General features: G+C 68.0%; 13 protein-coding genes. 4 read left to right on the plus strand and 9 right to left on the minus strand.

Going from position 1 to position 15,544, the window contains the following annotated elements; all coding sequences use genetic code 11:
- Positions 1 to 90: 90 nt before the first annotated feature.
- Positions 91 to 1,638: a GMC family oxidoreductase gene (locus tag ACFWY9_RS43575; RefSeq protein ID WP_378331573.1), complete on the minus strand. Its 1,548-nt coding sequence runs from the start codon at positions 1,636 to 1,638 to the stop codon at positions 91 to 93.
- Between the two features lie 164 nt (positions 1,639 to 1,802).
- On the opposite strand from ACFWY9_RS43575, the gene ACFWY9_RS43580 reads away from it, so the two are divergent.
- Together ACFWY9_RS43580 and ACFWY9_RS43585 are read left to right on the plus strand one after the other, a co-directional pair.
- Positions 1,803 to 2,507, plus strand: a complete 705-nt coding sequence (locus tag ACFWY9_RS43580; RefSeq protein ID WP_378331574.1) for a DUF2306 domain-containing protein — start codon at positions 1,803 to 1,805, stop codon at positions 2,505 to 2,507.
- A 109-nt stretch (positions 2,508 to 2,616) separates the two neighbouring features.
- Positions 2,617 to 3,108 (plus strand): YybH family protein, encoded by a 492-nt coding sequence (locus ACFWY9_RS43585; protein WP_378331575.1) that lies wholly within the window; start codon positions 2,617 to 2,619, stop codon positions 3,106 to 3,108.
- A gap of 59 nt (positions 3,109 to 3,167) precedes the next feature.
- Here the strand turns inward: ACFWY9_RS43585 and ACFWY9_RS43590 are convergent, their stop codons facing one another.
- The 3 genes from ACFWY9_RS43590 to ACFWY9_RS43600 form a co-directional block, all read right to left on the minus strand.
- Positions 3,168 to 4,718 carry an MFS transporter gene (locus ACFWY9_RS43590; protein ID WP_378331576.1) on the minus strand — a complete coding sequence of 517 codons (1,551 nt, stop codon included), beginning with the start codon at positions 4,716 to 4,718 and terminating at the stop codon, positions 3,168 to 3,170.
- 27 nt (positions 4,719 to 4,745) lie between these two features.
- Positions 4,746 to 6,035 carry an activator-dependent family glycosyltransferase gene (locus ACFWY9_RS43595; RefSeq protein ID WP_378341653.1) on the minus strand — a complete coding sequence of 430 codons (1,290 nt, stop codon included), beginning with the start codon at positions 6,033 to 6,035 and terminating at the stop codon, positions 4,746 to 4,748.
- 78 nt (positions 6,036 to 6,113) lie between these two features.
- On the minus strand, positions 6,114 to 6,791 hold the full coding sequence (locus tag ACFWY9_RS43600; RefSeq protein WP_378341654.1) for an alpha/beta fold hydrolase: 678 nt from the start codon (positions 6,789 to 6,791) through the stop codon (positions 6,114 to 6,116).
- Between the two features lie 150 nt (positions 6,792 to 6,941).
- Here ACFWY9_RS43600 and ACFWY9_RS43605 point away from each other — a divergent pair, with 150 nt between their 5' ends.
- Positions 6,942 to 8,033, plus strand: a complete 1,092-nt coding sequence (locus ACFWY9_RS43605; RefSeq protein ID WP_378341655.1) for a DegT/DnrJ/EryC1/StrS family aminotransferase — start codon at positions 6,942 to 6,944, stop codon at positions 8,031 to 8,033.
- Here ACFWY9_RS43605 and ACFWY9_RS43610 read toward each other — a convergent pair.
- From ACFWY9_RS43610 to ACFWY9_RS43630, 5 genes are all read right to left on the minus strand, one after another.
- A complete protein-coding gene (locus ACFWY9_RS43610; protein ID WP_378341656.1) occupies positions 8,010 to 8,423 on the minus strand; it encodes a DUF3224 domain-containing protein in 414 nt (137 codons plus the stop codon). The genes ACFWY9_RS43605 and ACFWY9_RS43610 overlap by 24 nt on opposite strands.
- A 4-nt stretch (positions 8,424 to 8,427) precedes the next feature.
- A complete protein-coding gene (locus ACFWY9_RS43615) occupies positions 8,428 to 9,165 on the minus strand; it encodes a DUF899 domain-containing protein (RefSeq protein ID WP_378341657.1) in 738 nt (245 codons plus the stop codon).
- Positions 9,155 to 10,585, minus strand: a complete 1,431-nt coding sequence (locus ACFWY9_RS43620; RefSeq protein ID WP_378341658.1) for an MFS transporter — start codon at positions 10,583 to 10,585, stop codon at positions 9,155 to 9,157. The genes ACFWY9_RS43615 and ACFWY9_RS43620 overlap by 11 nt, the downstream gene beginning before the upstream one ends.
- A gap of 72 nt (positions 10,586 to 10,657) precedes the next feature.
- On the minus strand, positions 10,658 to 12,496 hold the full coding sequence (gene asnB, locus ACFWY9_RS43625) for an asparagine synthase (glutamine-hydrolyzing) (protein ID WP_378341659.1): 1,839 nt from the start codon (positions 12,494 to 12,496) through the stop codon (positions 10,658 to 10,660).
- A 118-nt stretch (positions 12,497 to 12,614) separates the two neighbouring features.
- On the minus strand, positions 12,615 to 13,328 hold the full coding sequence (locus ACFWY9_RS43630) for a class I SAM-dependent methyltransferase (protein WP_378331585.1): 714 nt from the start codon (positions 13,326 to 13,328) through the stop codon (positions 12,615 to 12,617).
- Positions 13,329 to 13,535: 207 nt separating this feature from the next.
- Between ACFWY9_RS43630 and ACFWY9_RS43635 the strand changes: the two genes are divergently transcribed.
- Positions 13,536 to 15,449, plus strand: a complete 1,914-nt coding sequence (locus tag ACFWY9_RS43635; RefSeq protein WP_378331586.1) for a KedN5 family methylcobalamin-dependent radical SAM C-methyltransferase — start codon at positions 13,536 to 13,538, stop codon at positions 15,447 to 15,449.
- Positions 15,450 to 15,544 lie beyond the last annotated feature (95 nt).

The following is a 15,544-nucleotide window of genomic DNA, read 5'->3' on the forward strand; positions in this document are numbered from 1 at the left end:
GGGCCGGAAATGCCGTTAAGGCCACCTTGCGGGCGTCTGACGCCCGTAAGGTGGCCTTAACGGCACGTGAGTCCAGTGTGGACAGAGGACTCAGGCGGTGGCCTTGCGGATGAGGTCCGCGGCCTTTTCCGCGACCGCGATGGTCGGGGCGTTGGTGTTGCCGCGCGGGATCACCGGCATCACCGAGGCGTCGGCGACACGCAGGCCGCCGACGCCGCCGACACGCAGCTCGGTGTCGACCACCGAGCCGATCGCGCAGGTGCCCACCGGGTGGTAGATCGAGTGCGTGAAGCGGCGGATGTAGTCGGTCAGGTCCGCGTCCGAGTCGGAGGCGGGCGGCCGGTACGGGGCCGAGGCGTAGTCCCGCAGCGCGTTCTGGCGGGAGATGTCGAGCCCGATCCGCAGCGCGGCGACAGCGTCCGCGAGATCCTCCGGCTCGGCGAAGAAGTTGTGCTGGATACGCGGTTTCGTCGTCGGGTCGTCGGAGGCGATGGTCACCGCGCCGCGGCTGCGCGGCGTGAGCATCGACGGGCCGAAGGTCAGCGCGTGCGCCGTCGGCATGGCGAGCCCGCTGTCGATGAACATCACCGGCGCGGACAGGTACTCGACGTCCGGGGCGGGCAGCTCCGGCTTGGTGCGAACGAAACCGCCGGTTTCGGGGCCGTTGCAGGTCAGCGGTCCGCGACCCTCGGCCATGAACTGCTCGAAGTTCTCCGGCGCGCCGGCGGCGAGCATGCTCACCGGGTGCTCGTGCGGGAACACCAGCGGGATCAGCGCGTGGTCCTGGAGGTTCTGGCCGACCAGCGGCTGGTCGACGACCACCGGCACGCCCAGCGGGCCGAGCAGCGCGGCGGGCCCGATGCCCGAGTGCATCAGCAGCTGCGGCGAGTTGTAGGCACCGGCCGCGAGGATGACTTCGCGTTCGGCGCGGATCGTGATCTCCTCGTCGAGCCGCTGCCCGGTCACGCCGACGGCCCATTCGTTCTCGATCAGCACCCGGTGCACCGCGAAGTTGGTCTCGACCGTGAGGTTCGGCCTGCCCAGCGCCGGGTGCAGGAACGCGGTGGCGGTGCTCGCGCGGCGCCCGTCCTTCTGGGTCAGCTGGAAGTAGCCGAAGCCGTCCTGCGAAGCGCCGTTGAAGTCGTCGTTCGCCGCGAAGCCCGCTTCCACAGCGGCGTCGACGAACGCGGTGGACATCGGGTTGCGCGAACGGTTCTCCGACACCGTGAGCGGGCCGCCGGTGCCGTGGAACTCGGATTCGCCGCGTTCGTTGTCCTCGGAGCGCTTGAAATAGGGGAGCAGGTCGTCGAACGTCCAGCCCGGCTGGTCCCAGCCGTCGTAGTCGAGCCGGTTGCCGCGGATGTAGATCTGGGTGTTGATCGAGCTCGTCCCGCCCAGCACGCGGCCACGCGGCAGGTAGATCCGGCGGCGGTCGAGGAACGGCTCGTCGTGGGTGTCGTAGTCCCAGTCCAGGTTGGTGCGGAACAGCTTCGAGAACGCCGCCGGCACGTGGATGTTCGGTGAGGTGTCGGCCGGCCCCGCCTCGATGAGGCAGACCTTCACTTCCGGGTCTTCGCTCAGCCTGGCGGCAAGCGCGCAGCCCGCCGAGCCCGCCCCGACGATCACGTAGTCGTACATCTGCTCCTCCTCGAATGCGCTTTCCTCAGCAGAATAGGAGCGGCGGGCAATTCTCTCCCACTCCTGTGTTGCACAGTCTGCGCACGATGCAAGACGAATTCGGGCATCGCGGCACATAGCGTGTGCTGCATCGAGGGATTCACCTGTCGTACTGGGGAGTGATCATGACACAGACGCCGGAACGGATACGGCCACTACCGCCACCGGAGAAGCCCGCGCGAAGGCGATGGTTCCGGCCGGGAATGATCCTGCTCGGCCTCCTGATCGCGGCATTCATGATCCTGTATCTACCGCGTTATCTGACCTTGGATCCCGCGCAGTCCCTGATTCCGGTCAACGAGGGTTTCCGCCTGCACTATCCGTTGCTGATCGCGCACATCGCGACCGGCACGATCGCGCTCGTGACCGTCTGCCTGCAGGTGTCCTCGTGGCTGCGGCGGCGCCACCCCCGCGTGCACCGGCTCAGCGGGCGGCTGTACGTCTTCGCGGGCATCGGGCCGTCCGCGGTGCTTTCCCTGGCCGTCATGCCGTTCGGCATCCTGACCGGGCTCAGCGCGGTCGGCTCGTCGCTGTGGGCGGTGCTGACGCTCGGCGTGACCACCGCGGGCTACCTCGCGGCACGGCAGCGGCGCTGGGCCCGGCACCGCATGTTCATGCTCTACAGTTTCGGCCTCGCGACGAGCATCCTCACCGGACGGGCATTGTTCACCGGCGCCTGGTACGCCGTGGCACCGATTTTCCCCGATTCCGAAACGACCGTGCTGGCCATCGCCCAGTTCGCCGGTTTCTGGCTGAACTGGATCGTCAATATCGTGGTGGTCGCCTGGTGGCTCCGCCGTTCCGGCAGAAAGGCGGGGCTGCCCGGCTGAATCGCACCCAGTACCACCACCAGGCGCCGCCGGAGGAATGTTCTCCGGCGGCGCTTGGCGGCGGAAAAAAGAAAACGGTCACCCCCCAACCGTGTTCAGGAGAAACCCGATGAGGAAATTCCGGAAAACCGCCATCGCCGCCGTCGTGCTCGGCGCGACCGGGCTGCTCGCCGCACCGGCGCAGGCCGGTTCCGCGACCCAGCACCGCGATCCGCTCGCCACCTGCCGCGCCCAGTTCGACGCGGTCAATCGCGCCTACAACGCCGCCTTCGACGCCCGTGACGCCGACCGGTTCGCCGAGTTCTTCCTCGAGGACGCCACGAAGGTCGACCCCGACGGCACGGTGCAGTACGGCAAGCAGGCGATCAGGGAGCTGTTCCGCGGCCTGTTCGCGATGCACTTCACCTCGTCGTTCCCGATCGCCAAGGAGGTCGTCGACTGCGGCACCGCGTTCGTCCTCACGAACGCGACCCTGACCTTCCCCGAGGACAAGTTCCAGGAGAAGTTCATCAGCTCGCAGACCTATACCAGGGACCAGTGGGGCCGCTGGCGCGTGCTGGTGACCATCAGCGCCGGGCTCGTCCACACCGACCTTCCCTGACGCCGCAAGAGAAAGGGGCTCCCACACCGCGTGGGAGCCCCTTTCTCCGCGTGAAGAGGTCAGGCGACCTCGGCCGCCGCCGTCTCGGTTTCCGGCGCCGCCGACGGTTCGGGCGACGGCTCCGGTGCGCCGACCCGCCGGAGCAGGGACGCCGCGAGCACCGCGAGCACGACACCGATCCCGGCGCACACCAGCGCGACCGTGGTGAGGCCGCTGGTGAACGCGGCCCGCGCGGCGGTGAGCACGGCGCTCCCGCCGTCGGTGACCGCCGAAAGCGCGCCCGCGAGGGTGTCCTTGGCCGCATCAGGGGCGCTCTGCGGCAACGTGTCCGCGATCTCGCCGCGGTAGACGGCGGTGCCGACCGCGCCGAGGATGCCGACGCCCAGCGCCACGCCCAGCTCGCTGCTCGTCTCGGACATCGAGGCCGCCGAACCGGCCTTCTCCTCCGGTGCCGCGCCGATGATCAGCTCGGTGCCGAGCGAGGCCATCGGCCCGAACCCGAAGAACACCAGCGTCATCCCGATGACCAGGGTGGCCAGGCCCGATTCGCTGGTCACCTGGGTCAGCACCAGCGCGCCGATCGTGAGGATCACCGCGCCCGCACAGACGATGTAGCCGGGACGAATCCGCTGGGCCAGCGAAGGCGCGTACATCGCGCTCACGACGGTGGCGAGCGCGGACGGTACCGCCCAGAGCCCGGCCTGCAACGGCGAAAGGTTCTCCACCATCTGCAGGAACTGGTTGGCGAACAGCCCCACCCCGCCCATCACGGCCGGGCCGAGCAGCAGCGCGCCGAGCGCGCCGGAGAACGCGGGGAACCGGAACAGGCCGACGTCGACGTGCGGGTTCGCGAGTTTCCGTTGCCGCAGCACGAAAACCACCCCGACGACGAGACCGGCGCCGACGATCGCGAGCGGGAGCACGCCGGCGCCGTCGTGCGCGATCTCCTTGATGCCGTAGATGATCGGCAGGATCGTGGCCAGCGAAAGCGCCACACTGACCAGGTCGAGCTTGCCGCCGTTGGGGTCGCGGTACTCGGGCAGCAGCCGTGGCGCGGCCACCACCAGCACGATCATCACCGGGACGCCCAGCAGGAACACCGAACCCCACCAGAACCACTGCAGCAGCACCCCGCCGACCACCGGGCCGAGCGCGGTGCCCGCCATGAAGCAGCTCATCCACACGCCGATGGCCTTGCCGCGTTCGCCCTCGTTGGTGAACATCGTGCTGATCAAGGCCAAAGTGGACGGTGCCAGCGTCGCACCCGCGATGCCGAGCAACGCCCTGGCGATGATCAGCGTCTCCGCCGATGGAGCGAAGGCGGCGAGCACCGAGGCGACGCCGAACGCGGTGGCGCCGATCATCAGCAGCCTGCGCCTGCCTATCCGGTCGCCGAGCGTGCCCATGGTGACCAGGAACCCCGCGGTCATGAAGGCGTAGATGTCCATGATCCACAGGGTCTGGGTGCTGCTGGGGTGCAGATCCTCGCTCAGTTTCGGCAGCGCGAGGTAGAGCACGCCGAGGTCGATCGCGAGCAGCAGGGTCGGCAGTGCCAGTACCGCCAGACCCAGCCATTCGCGCCGGCCTGCGGTCGCGGCGTCCGGACTCATCACGGTTCCTTTCTGTCGGAGCGTTTTCTAGCTGTTCCGGCGGTGCTGCGCGGTGAGCCGCTCCAGCTGGGGAACGATCTCGTTGGGGCTGGGCACCCCGGCCTGGTCGATGCGCAGGCGCTCGGCGGCACGCGCGTAGGACGGGTCGGAGAGCACTTTGGACAGATCGGCGCGGAGCTTTTCCGGCGTCAGCTGGTCGGAGTCGCCGACGTAGATGCCCGCGCCGCGCTCCTCCAGCATGTTCGCCTGGGAAACCGGCGCCCACCACTTCTCGTGCCAGTAGGTGCCGGGCACGATGAGCTGCGGTACCCCGTACTCGATCGCCGTGCCGAACGTGCCGGTGCCGCCGTGGTGCACGATCGCCGAGCAGGTCGCCAGCAGCGGGCCGAGCGGCACGAACTCGACCGGGCGGACGTTGTCCGGCAGCCGCGTCAGCGAGGCGAGCTGCTTGGCGCTGAAGGTCGCGACCACCTCGACGTCGAGATCCGACACGGCTTCCAGCAGATCGGCGGTGGAGGCCTCGATTCCGTGCGATTCGCGGTGGGAGAAACCGAGGGTGAGGCAGACCCGTTTGCGTGTCAGCGGTTCGTTGACCCAGCCGGGCACGATCGCCGGGCCGTTGAAGACCACCTGCCGCACCGGCACGTAGTGCACACCCGTGCCCCGCGGGTGGAACAGCGACTGCGGCGCGGGATCGATGGTCCACTGGCCGAGCGCGATCTCGTCGTCGTAGGAATGGCCGTGGCGCTCGAGTTTCGGGCCGAGCCAGGTCTTCATCGGATCGGTGAGGCCCTCCGCGTCCCGCTTCTCGACGAACTTGGCGTGCACCTGGGCCATCGCGTCCACGCCCCACAGCAGGCGGGCGTGCGCGGCACCGGTGACGCGCGCCGCGATCGGGCCGGCGAACGCGAGGGTGTTCCAGATGATCAGGTCCGGTTTCCAGGCCTTGGCGTAGTCGATGAGCCCCTCGAACATTCCTTCCGGGGTGAGCATCGGGAAGAAGTCCTCGGCGAGATGGACGAACTCGCCGGGCGGGTCCTCCCAGCCGTAGTTGGACTGGTGCGGCTTGACCCGGTTGTGCGGGTCGGCGTCCGACGCGGTCTTCTGCGGGGGTTCGGCCTCGGCCAGGTCCTCCTTGAGATTCGGCATCAGTTCGCCGATCGGCGCGGCGGCCAGCCCGATCGCGGCGACGTCCTCGGCGAGATCGGGCGGGACGGCGACGCGCACGTCGTGCCCGGCCGTGCGCATTGCCCATGCCAGCGGCGTCAGGATGTAGACCTGCGACTTGTTGAGGCAGGTGACGAACAGGACGCGCATGACAGTCCTCCCATGGATGCTTCTGGTGCATCTGTCAGGGTTTCAGCCCATTCGCGCGACCCGCATCTCGCTGCCTGCTCAGTCGAGGTAGGACCGTAGAAGAGTGGCGATTTCCTTCGGCTTGGCGAGCGCGGCACAGTGGCACGCCGCGATCTCGTCCGGGGTGATGTCCAGGCGTTCCTTGACCAGGCGCCGGAAGAAGTCCGGTGGGAAGAACCGGTCTTCGGTGCACAGCACGAACTTCGTCGGGATGTCCGGCCACTGCTCCAGCGGCCACGGTTCGTCCATCGCCGCCTCGGACTGCCTGCGTTCCTTGCTCATCGCCTGTTCGGCGAGTTTGCGGGGAACCCCGTTGTAGAAGCTGACGAACGGGTCCCCGTTGCCGGTGAGGCCGCCATCGCGCTCGGCCGCCTCCTGCGAGGCCGGGCCGTAGCCGGTGTTGCCCCACCAGTCGTTCGTCGTCTCACCGGGAGCCGGGATCATGCCGGCGAGCAGCACCAGCACCTTGGCGGAAAGCCGCTCCGCCACCAGCGGTGCGACGATGCCGCCGAACGAATGCCCGACCACCACGATGTCCTCGCGGTCTCCGGCAGCGGTCACAACGGCCTCGGTGTACTCGGCCAGACCCGCCGAGTCGTCTTCGATGGGCAGGTCGGGTGCCACCGTGTCGTGCCCGTCCCTGCGCAGTTCCGCTTCGAGCAGATGCCAGGCCCAGCCGACATCACCGGCGCCGTGGATCAACACAAATGTGGTCATCTTCTCTGCTTTTCCTTCAGTCGGTTACTCAACGTGACCGACCCACCATAGCGCGGCTTTGGTGAAGTTCGTCCCGAAAACATCCTTTCCCGCACCGGCTCCGCATTTTCGAAGATGTCCGCCCGCGGGCGGCGAGCACACCCTTCTGGAGTGACGGTTCCCTTTCTCGACCTGCGCGCGCCCTATCTCGAACTACGCGAGGAAATCGACGAGGCGGTGGGGAGGGTGTTGCGGTCCGGCTGGTATCTGCTCGGGCCGGAGGTGGAGGCGTTCGAAGCCGAGTTCGCCGCCTACTGCGGCGCGGCGCAGTGCGTCACGGTCGGCAGTGGGGGTGACGCGCTCGCGCTGATCCTGCGGGCTCTCGGCATCGGGGCCGGGGACGAGGTGATCGTGCCCGCGCACACGTTCATCGCCACCTGGCTGGCCGTTTCGGACACCGGCGCCACGCCGGTGCCGGTCGAGCCGGACCCGGCGACGTTCACCATGGACCCCGCGCGGATCGAAGCCGCCATCACTCCGCGCACGCAGGCGATCCTGCCTGTGCACCTGTACGGCCATCCCGCCGACCTCGACGCCGTGCGGGCCATCGCGGATCGGCACGGGCTGGCGGTCGTCGAAGACGCGGCACAGTCGCCGGGCGCCGTCCACAATGGACGTCGTATCGGCGCGGCACCGTCCACTGTGGCCTTCAGTTTCTATCCGGGTAAGAATCTCGGCGCATTGGGCGACAGCGGCGCGGTGGTCACCTCGGACCGGCAGCTCGCCGACAAGGTCCGTCTGCTGCGCAACTACGGCTCGCGGGTCAAGTACCAGCACGAGGTGCTCGGGACCAACTCCCGCACCGACGAACTCCAGGCCGCGGTGCTGCGGGTCAAGCTGTCCAGGCTCGACGAGTGGAACGCGCGGCGGGCCCGGGTCGCGGATCGTTATCTGGCCGGGCTCAAGGGCTTGGACCTGGAATTGCCGGGTGTCGCGGAATGGGCCGAGCACGCGTGGCATCTGTTCGTCGTGCGCGCGACGGACCGGGACGTGCTCGCCGCGCGGCTGGGGGAGGCCGGGGTCGGCACGCTCGTCCACTATCCGGTCGCGGTGCACGCCTCGCCCGCCTACCAGCCGCTCGGCCTGGGGCCGTTCCCGCTTTCCGAGCGGCTGGCCGACGAGGTGCTGAGCCTGCCGATCGGCCCGCATCTCACCGACGACCAGGTCGGCGCCGTGATCTCAGCTGTGCGGGACGCTGTATGAGAGCGTGTACCGGACCACTCCGTCGTCGGTGGTGGTGACCTTGCCGGAGCCGGTGGCGCCGACCAGCTCGCCGGTTCCGGTGCCGGGGACGATGTTCCAGTCGACCTCGATCGGCCCGGCCGGGCCCCGGGTGCCGGACCCCTCGGTCATGAAGGTGCCCTGTTTCCCGCCGAGGCTGCCGACGACCCGCGCCATCACTCGGAACGGGCCGACGCCGCTTGGATCGATGCGCTGGATGTAGACGTGATAGCCGGTTCCGTTCATCTCGCCGGTGTAATGGAATTCGGTGATGGTGTACAGCAGCTTGATTCCGCCGGGATCTTCGGGGCCCAGTTCGTTGTCGGTGTAGCTGATCGTTTCGATGGTGCCCTCGGCGTAGCGCGATTCCACGGAATCACTCCATTCCTTCGCGAGACGGTGAGAAGAACCCATCGCCCTGACGGCCGAGCGGAGTCAGGTCCAGGTAATTGAACGTGCCGTTGAGCAGGTCCGTGCCGCGGGCATAGGTCGAATAGGTGTGGTAGACGCGTCCTGTGCGCTGGAGGAACACGCTCAGCCCGTGCCAGTCGCGCTGTTCTCCCAGCATCCAGCCCAGGCCGGCCTCTTCGAGTTCTTCGGCGGTGCGGTAGTTGTACTCGACGGGCACGACGTCGGCGTCCAGTGTCACGTGGAAGTCGTAGTTGAAGTCGCTGCCCTCGCTGGAATACCAGGGGAAGGCCCAGCCCATGCGTTGGTGCACAGGGGTGATCTCGGCCAGGGGTGCACGCGACACCGCGGCGAAGGTCGTCTCACGATCATGAAGATGGGCGAGGTGGCCGACATTGTCGGACAACATCGTGCAGCCGGGACACAGATGGTGCGATCCGGGCTGCAGCATGAAGTGATAGACGATGAGCTGCCTGCGCCCCTCGAACATGTCGACGAGCGAGAGTTTTCCGTCCGGCCCGTCGAAAACGTAGTCCTTCTCGATCTCGACCATCGGCAGGGCGCGGCGCTCGGCGTTCACCCGATCCCGTTCGCGGCTCAGTTCCTTTTCGCTCTCGAGAAGTTTCTTACGAGCTGCCGTGAACTCTTCCCGGGACACGACTTTGGGGAAATCCATCTCTCTCCTCGTGTAGTACTCAGACGCCACTGCGCGTCCGCTCCACTGGTTCGGTCTTGGCACGCCGGTGGGGAGCGAGCAGCGTGACCGTGACGGCGATACCGATGAGCGCGAAAAGGACCACGACGCCGAAGCCCGCTCGCAGCCCCTCGGTGATGGCCACCTTGGGCTCCGCCGCGATCGCGAAGGACGTGCTGACCGAGGTGACGATCGCGACGCCGATCGCGCCGCCGATCTGGAAGGCGGCGGTGTTGATCCCGGAGGCGAGCCCCGATTCCTCCGGCGCCACCGAGCTGAGCGCGGCGATCGACGACGCCACGAAGCAGGCACCCAGGCCGGGCCCGAAGACCACCAGTGCGAAGAACAGGTCCAGCCAGTAGTCGCCGTTCGCGGAGATCGTCGTCAGCAGCAGGCAGCCGGTGCCGATCAGGAGCAGCCCGGCGATGGCGACCGTCCGGACGCCGAACCGCGCCACCATGGACTGGCCGAGTGCCGAGCCGCCGATGTTGACCACCGTCATGGGCAGGAAACCGAGGCCGAACGCGACGGCCGAGTAGCCGAGCACCTGCTGGCCGTACAGGGAAGTGCCGAGCGCCATGCCGAACGCCGACGCGCCGAGCAGCGCCATCACGAGGTTGCCGCCGACCAGGCCGCGGGAGCGGAAGATCCGCAACGGCACGAGCGGCGCGGCCGAGCGCCGTTCGACGAGGACGAAGATCCCGGTCAGGACGACGGCACCGGCGAGCATGCCGATCGTCAGCGGATCCGCCCAGCCTCGCCGGGGTGCCTCGGCGATGGCGAAGACGGCCGCGACGAGCGCCACGGTGATCGTCAGCGCGCCGACCGGGTCGAAACTCCGCGCACCCGCCGCCGGCCTGCTTTCCCGCAGTACCACCGGACTCAACGTCAGCAGGACGGCGGCCACCGGGATGTTGATGTAGAAGATCCACGGCCAGCCGAGGAACTCGGTGATCGGGCCGCCGATCAGCAGCGCGGCGGTCGCGCCGAAGCCCATCGTGCCCGACCAGAACGCGAGCGCCTTGTTGCGCTCGGCGGGCTCGGTGAAGGTCGTCATCAGGATCGACAACGCGCTCGGCGCCATCAGCGCCGCGGACATGCCCTGCACCACGCGAGCGGCGAGCAGGACGCCGGGACCCCAGGCCAGCCCGCACAGCAGGGAACTCACCAGGAACAGGAACGTGCCGATCATGAACACCCGGCGCGCGCCGAGCAGGTCCGCCGTGCGGCCGCCGAGCAGCAGCAGGCCGCCGAAGCTCAGCAGGTACCCGCTGAGCACCCATTGCATGCCGTCGCTGGAAAGCGCGAGATCGGTCTTCATCGACGGCAGCGCCAGGGTCACGATCTGGGAGTCCAGCGTGATGAACAGGCTGGCGACGCACAACACCGCGAGGGCTTTCCAGCGACGGGGATCGGGCCCGGTTTCGGACATCGGAGCGGCCTCCGTTCGATCGAGCGGCGAATCAGGTCTGGGGCGGGTGCGCGAGCGGGCCCAGCATGGTGCTCACCACGCCACCGCCGGCGAATACAGGTCCCACCACTGTGCGAGGTCCAGGGCCCGCTCCAGCGCGGAGCGCGACGCGTAGGTGGCCTGGGGTGCCTGCTCGTACACGCAGTTCTTCAACCAGTCGTAGCTGAGCAGGTCGAACACCGGGTGGGCGGGCGTGGCCAGCAGCTCGCGGGCGGCCGTCCGCAACGCGGCGGCATAGCGCGGGTCCTGTGTGGACGGATACGGCGCCTTCGCGCGCCGCAGCACCGACTGCGGGAGCAGATCCGCGGTCGCGGCGCGCAGCAGGCTCTTTTCCTTGCCGTCGAAGGTCTTCAGAGACCACGGCGCGTTGTACACGTACTCGACGAGCCGGTGGTCGCAGAACGGCACCCGGACCTCGAGGCCGGTGGCCATGCTGGTGCGGTCCTTGCGGTCCAGCAGCACGCGCACCCAGCGGGTCAGGTGCAGATGGCTGATCTTGCGCTGCCGCCACTCGAATTCGCTTTCCCCGTCGAGCCGGTCGATCCCGGCCACCGCGCTCGCGTAGTTGTCGCCGAGATAGCGGTCGAGATCGAGGATCTTCCGCGCGGCCGGGGTGAGGATCTGCGTGTCGTCGCCGAAGTACTCGCCCCAGCGCACCAGCCAGGGGAACATGTCCGCCCGCTGCACCACCGGATCGGAGAACCACAGGTATCCGCCGAACACCTCGTCCGCCGATTCCCCGGAGAGTGCGACGGTGGAATGCCGCCGGATCTCGCGGAACAACAGGTAGAGCGAGGTGTCGATGTCCCCGTTTCCGGCGGGCATGTCCCTGGCGCGCAGGACCGCGGCCCGGATGCCCGGATCGCCGTGCGCGGCGGCGTCGACCACGATGTCCTGATGGTCCGAGCCGACCCACTGGGCCACTTCGTGTGCGAAGGGAGTGTCGGCGTCGGGCCGGATCACGTCCGCGACGAAGTCGTCGGTACGTCCCTCGAAGTCCACCGAGAAACTGCGGACGGTCTCACCCGTCGCGGCGAGTTGCCTGGCCGCGATCGCGGTCATCGCGGACGAATCGAGGCCACCGGAAAGCAGCGCGCACCGGGGCACGTCGGAGATGAGCTGGCGGCGCACGATGTCTTCGAGCAGTTCCCGGACCCGCGCGACCGTACTGTCCCGGTCGTCGGTGTGCTCCTGGGTGCGCAGGCTCCAGTAGGTGTGCTCGCGGATCCCGGCGGGGCCGACCGTGACCACGGTGCCCGGCTTCACCTCCCGCATTCCGCGCCAGAAGGCGTCGCCGGGGGTTTTGACGAACGCGAACAGCTCGCGGATGCCGTCGGTGTCCACGACGCGTTCGGCGAGCGGGTTCGCCAGGATCGCCTTGGGCTCGGAGCCGAACAGCACGCCGTCCGGGGTGGGGTAGTAGTAGAGCGGCTTGACGCCCATCCGGTCGCGGATCAGGACGAGCTTGCGCTCGGCCGCGTCCCAGACGGCGAAGGCGTACATCCCGTTGAGCCGTTCCGCGCACGCCTCGCCCCATTCGAGATAGGCGCGCAGTACGACCTCGGTGTCGGATCTCGTGGTGAACCGGTGGCCACGCGCGCGCAGCTCCTCGCGGAGTTCGACGAAGTTGTAGGCCTCGCCCGAGTACACCATCACGATCTTGCCGCGCGGCGGCTCCGCGCTGATCGGCTGCTGCCCGCCGGGCAGGTCGATGATCGCCAGCCGGCGGTGGCCGAGGGCGGCGTGCTCATCGGCCCAGGTGCCCCGCTCGTCCGGACCACGCTCGGCCATCGAATCGGTCATCGCGTCGAGGACGGCCTGCTCCCGGCGCAGATCTCGGTCGAACGAAACCCAGCCGGCGATTCCGCACATGACGGTGCCTCCCCTCGTCGACGGCGGGTCCGGCCCGGGGACGGGCCGGCACCGTGTCCACCGTGGCGGCCTGGTGCGGAGATGGCATCTCCCGGCGTGCGGTTTTCGGTGCGGACCGTTACTTGAGGACGCCCACGAACAGGCCGCGTCCCTGCGGGCCGCCCTCGACGTATTCGACCGCGAAACCTGCCTGCTCGAAAGCGGATTCGTGCTCTCGCTGAGTGAACAGCGACACGAGGATGCTCTCGGTGAAGTGGCGGAGGCCTTCGAGCGGGCTCGCGACCGTGAAATGGATGTGGACGCGGCTCTTGTCGCCTTCCCGCGAGGAATGTGAAACGCGCGAAATGGTCCTGCCACCGGTTTCGACGATGTCGCCGGTGACATAGCCTTCGAGGAAGGTCGACGGGAACCACCACGGTTCGACGACCACCACGCCGCCGGGTTCGAGGTGCGCGGCGAACCGTTCCAGCGCGGTGGCGAGCTCCGCGGGCGTGTCGAGATGTCCGACCGAGCTGAACATGCAGGTGATCGCGTCGAAGCGGGTGCCGAGGTCGAAGGTGCGCATGTCGCCCTGGGTAAGGGAAAGCTCCGGTGACCGGGCCCGGCCGACGGCGATCATGTCCGCGGAGAGTTCGACTCCCGCGACCCGCGCGAAGTGCTCACGGAAACTGCGCAGGTGCTCGCCGGTGCCGCAGGCGACGTCGAGCAGGCTCGCCGCGCCCGGCTTGTGCTGCCGGATCAGTGCGCTGACCTCGGCCGCCTCCGCCCGGTAATCCCGCCCGCGTCCGCGGTAGACGGGATCCCAGACCTCGGCGACATCGATGTCGTACATCTCCACACTCCCGTTCCGCGGTGATCGTCCGTACCCCAGATTACCGGCGGGTGGATGAATTTCCTCTCTTTTGCTGCCTTTGTCCGAATCTGTGGCACGTCACGAGAAATGCCGGACCGGAGCGCTGGTAAGGGCAGTTATGGAGAAGTTGAGTTCTCCGGAACTGACTACCGTGGTGCGCGGTTGGCAAGCAGGGAGGCCGAAAAGATGCTGCAAATCCGTCTGGTTCAGCAAGGTGCCTGGGACATGCCGGTCGACTCGATGCCGTTGGCCGTCGGCTATCTCAAGGCGGTGATCGACGCCGATCGCAGCCTGGACGGTGAGGCCGTCGCGGAGATCTGCAACTTCCGTGGTGGGCAGAAATTGCAGGAGATGGCGATGGCACTGTTCGGCGGTGAGATTCCCGACGTGCTCGCGTTCTCCGTGCTCGGCTGGAACTACCGCAGCTTCGGGGCGCTCGCCGAGACCTTCAAGCAGATCAACCCGCGCGGGCTCGTCGTGTTCGGCGGGACCCACGTGGCGTACCAGTCCGAGCGGGTCTTCCGGGAGATGCCGTGGATCGACGTGGTCGTCAACGGCGAGGGTGAGCACTGCTTCCACGAGCTGACGCACTATCTGCTCGAACACCGCGGTGAGGACTTCGACCCGGTGGACATCAAAGGGGTGTCGTACCGCCGTCCGGACGGGACACTCCACAGCGCGCCCGACCGGGATCGCATCAACGATCTCGACGTCATCCCGTCGCCGTTCCTCACCGGGGCGATCCCGATGGCCGACGGCGCCGGCAACTTCCGGTACGACGTCGCGCTGATGGAGACCAACCGCGGCTGCCCGTACAAGTGCTCGTTCTGCTACTGGGGCGGCGCCGTCGGGCAGAAGATGCGGTCGTTCTCCACCGAGCGCCTCGCCGAGGAGGTCGACCTCTTCGGCTTCCACAAGGCACCGTCCCTTGTGCTCTGCGACTCGAACTTCGGCCTGCTCGAAGCGGACGAGGAGTTCGTCGAGCTGGTCATCAAGACGCGCGAGAAGTACGGCTACCCCGAGGCGCTGATCACCAGCTGGGCCAAGAACAAGTCGGCACGGTTCTTCAACATCGTGCGCAGGCTGAAGGAACACGGCCTGCAGAGCTTGTTCACGCTCGCGCTGCAGACGCTCGACGACGCCGCGCTGACCAACATGCTCCGCAAGAACATGAAGGTCAACCAGTGGGAAAGCCTGGTCGACTGGCTGGCGGAGGAAGGCCTCGAATGCTACGGCGAGCTGATCTGGGGCGCGCCGGGCGAGACGCCGGAGTCGTTCTTCGCGGGGTATGACAGGCTCGCGAAGAAGGTCTCGCGCATCGCGGTGTACCCGATGCTGCTGCTGCCCAACACGTCCTATGTGGAGCAACGCGAGGTGCACGGCTTCGTCACCATCCGCGGCGAGGACGACGACTTCGAGTACGTGCTGGCGAACCGGACTTCGACCCTCGCGGAGAACCTGGAGATGCAGCGGTTCGTCTTCTGGGCGCGGGTGCTCGGCGAGCAGCAGTTCCTGCGGCACGTGTGGCAGCCGCTGTCCGACCTCGCGGGAGTGACCCAGTCGCAGGCGATTCGCAGTGTCAAGGAATACTTCGAACGGTCGTCGGACCCGGCCGCGGTCGCCTTCCTGAGCAAGATCCCGGTACTCGCCGAGTCGCCCGCGATCGCCGAGGCGCTGCGGTCCCTGCACAGCCAGCCCGAACTCCAGGACCTGGTGCGCGAGTGGTGGCAGGAGGTCGCGGTGCCGCTGTTCCCGGCTCAGTGGCGGAAGTTCGCCTCCGCGCTGTACGACTTCGAGTCGTGGTCGAGGCAGGTCTACGTGATCCCCGGCGGGGATCTCCCGAAGGGCTGGTACCTCTCGGAGCGGGACGGCGCCGAGTGGTACCAGAGCGACCTGGTCTCCCTGCCCTACGACATGCCCGCCGCGCTGGAGAACTGGGAGACGACGCTCGCCGACGGCCCGGCCGAGGCGGAGACGAGTTTCGTCTTCGACGCCAGGCCGGGGTACTACCACAACCTGGACAACTACGAGATCGCCGCGCAGCACCTCGCGACGCCCCGCAAGACGGACGCGATCGACCTCCTCAAACGCGCAAGCTGAGCCAGACGCGGCGTCGCCGTCTTGTCGCGAACGCTCCGTTCGGGGGATTTCTGTGGGGGGGCGGGTGGGTGGGAGAGGAGGGGGGTAGGGGGGCC

The organism is Amycolatopsis sp. NPDC059027, from assembly GCF_042739735.1.
In the GTDB taxonomy this organism is placed as follows: Bacteria; Actinomycetota; Actinomycetes; order Mycobacteriales; family Pseudonocardiaceae; genus Amycolatopsis.

Excerpts from the sequence above, each read along its gene's own strand:
- ACFWY9_RS43575 (WP_378331573.1), bottom strand. The coding sequence starts at position 1,638 with ATGTACGACTACGTGATCGTCGGGGCGGGCTCGGCGGGCTGCGCGCTT.
- ACFWY9_RS43580 (WP_378331574.1), top strand. The coding sequence starts at position 1,803 with ATGACACAGACGCCGGAACGGATACGGCCACTACCGCCACCGGAGAAG.
- ACFWY9_RS43585 (WP_378331575.1), top strand. The coding sequence starts at position 2,617 with ATGAGGAAATTCCGGAAAACCGCCATCGCCGCCGTCGTGCTCGGCGCG.
- ACFWY9_RS43590 (WP_378331576.1), bottom strand. The coding sequence starts at position 4,718 with ATGAGTCCGGACGCCGCGACCGCAGGCCGGCGCGAATGGCTGGGTCTG.
- ACFWY9_RS43595 (WP_378341653.1), bottom strand. The coding sequence starts at position 6,035 with ATGCGCGTCCTGTTCGTCACCTGCCTCAACAAGTCGCAGGTCTACATC.
- ACFWY9_RS43600 (WP_378341654.1), bottom strand. The coding sequence starts at position 6,791 with ATGACCACATTTGTGTTGATCCACGGCGCCGGTGATGTCGGCTGGGCC.
- ACFWY9_RS43620 (WP_378341658.1), bottom strand. The coding sequence starts at position 10,585 with ATGTCCGAAACCGGGCCCGATCCCCGTCGCTGGAAAGCCCTCGCGGTG.
- asnB (WP_378341659.1), bottom strand. The coding sequence starts at position 12,496 with ATGTGCGGAATCGCCGGCTGGGTTTCGTTCGACCGAGATCTGCGCCGG.
- ACFWY9_RS43630 (WP_378331585.1), bottom strand. The coding sequence starts at position 13,328 with ATGTACGACATCGATGTCGCCGAGGTCTGGGATCCCGTCTACCGCGGA.
- ACFWY9_RS43635 (WP_378331586.1), top strand. The coding sequence starts at position 13,536 with ATGCTGCAAATCCGTCTGGTTCAGCAAGGTGCCTGGGACATGCCGGTC.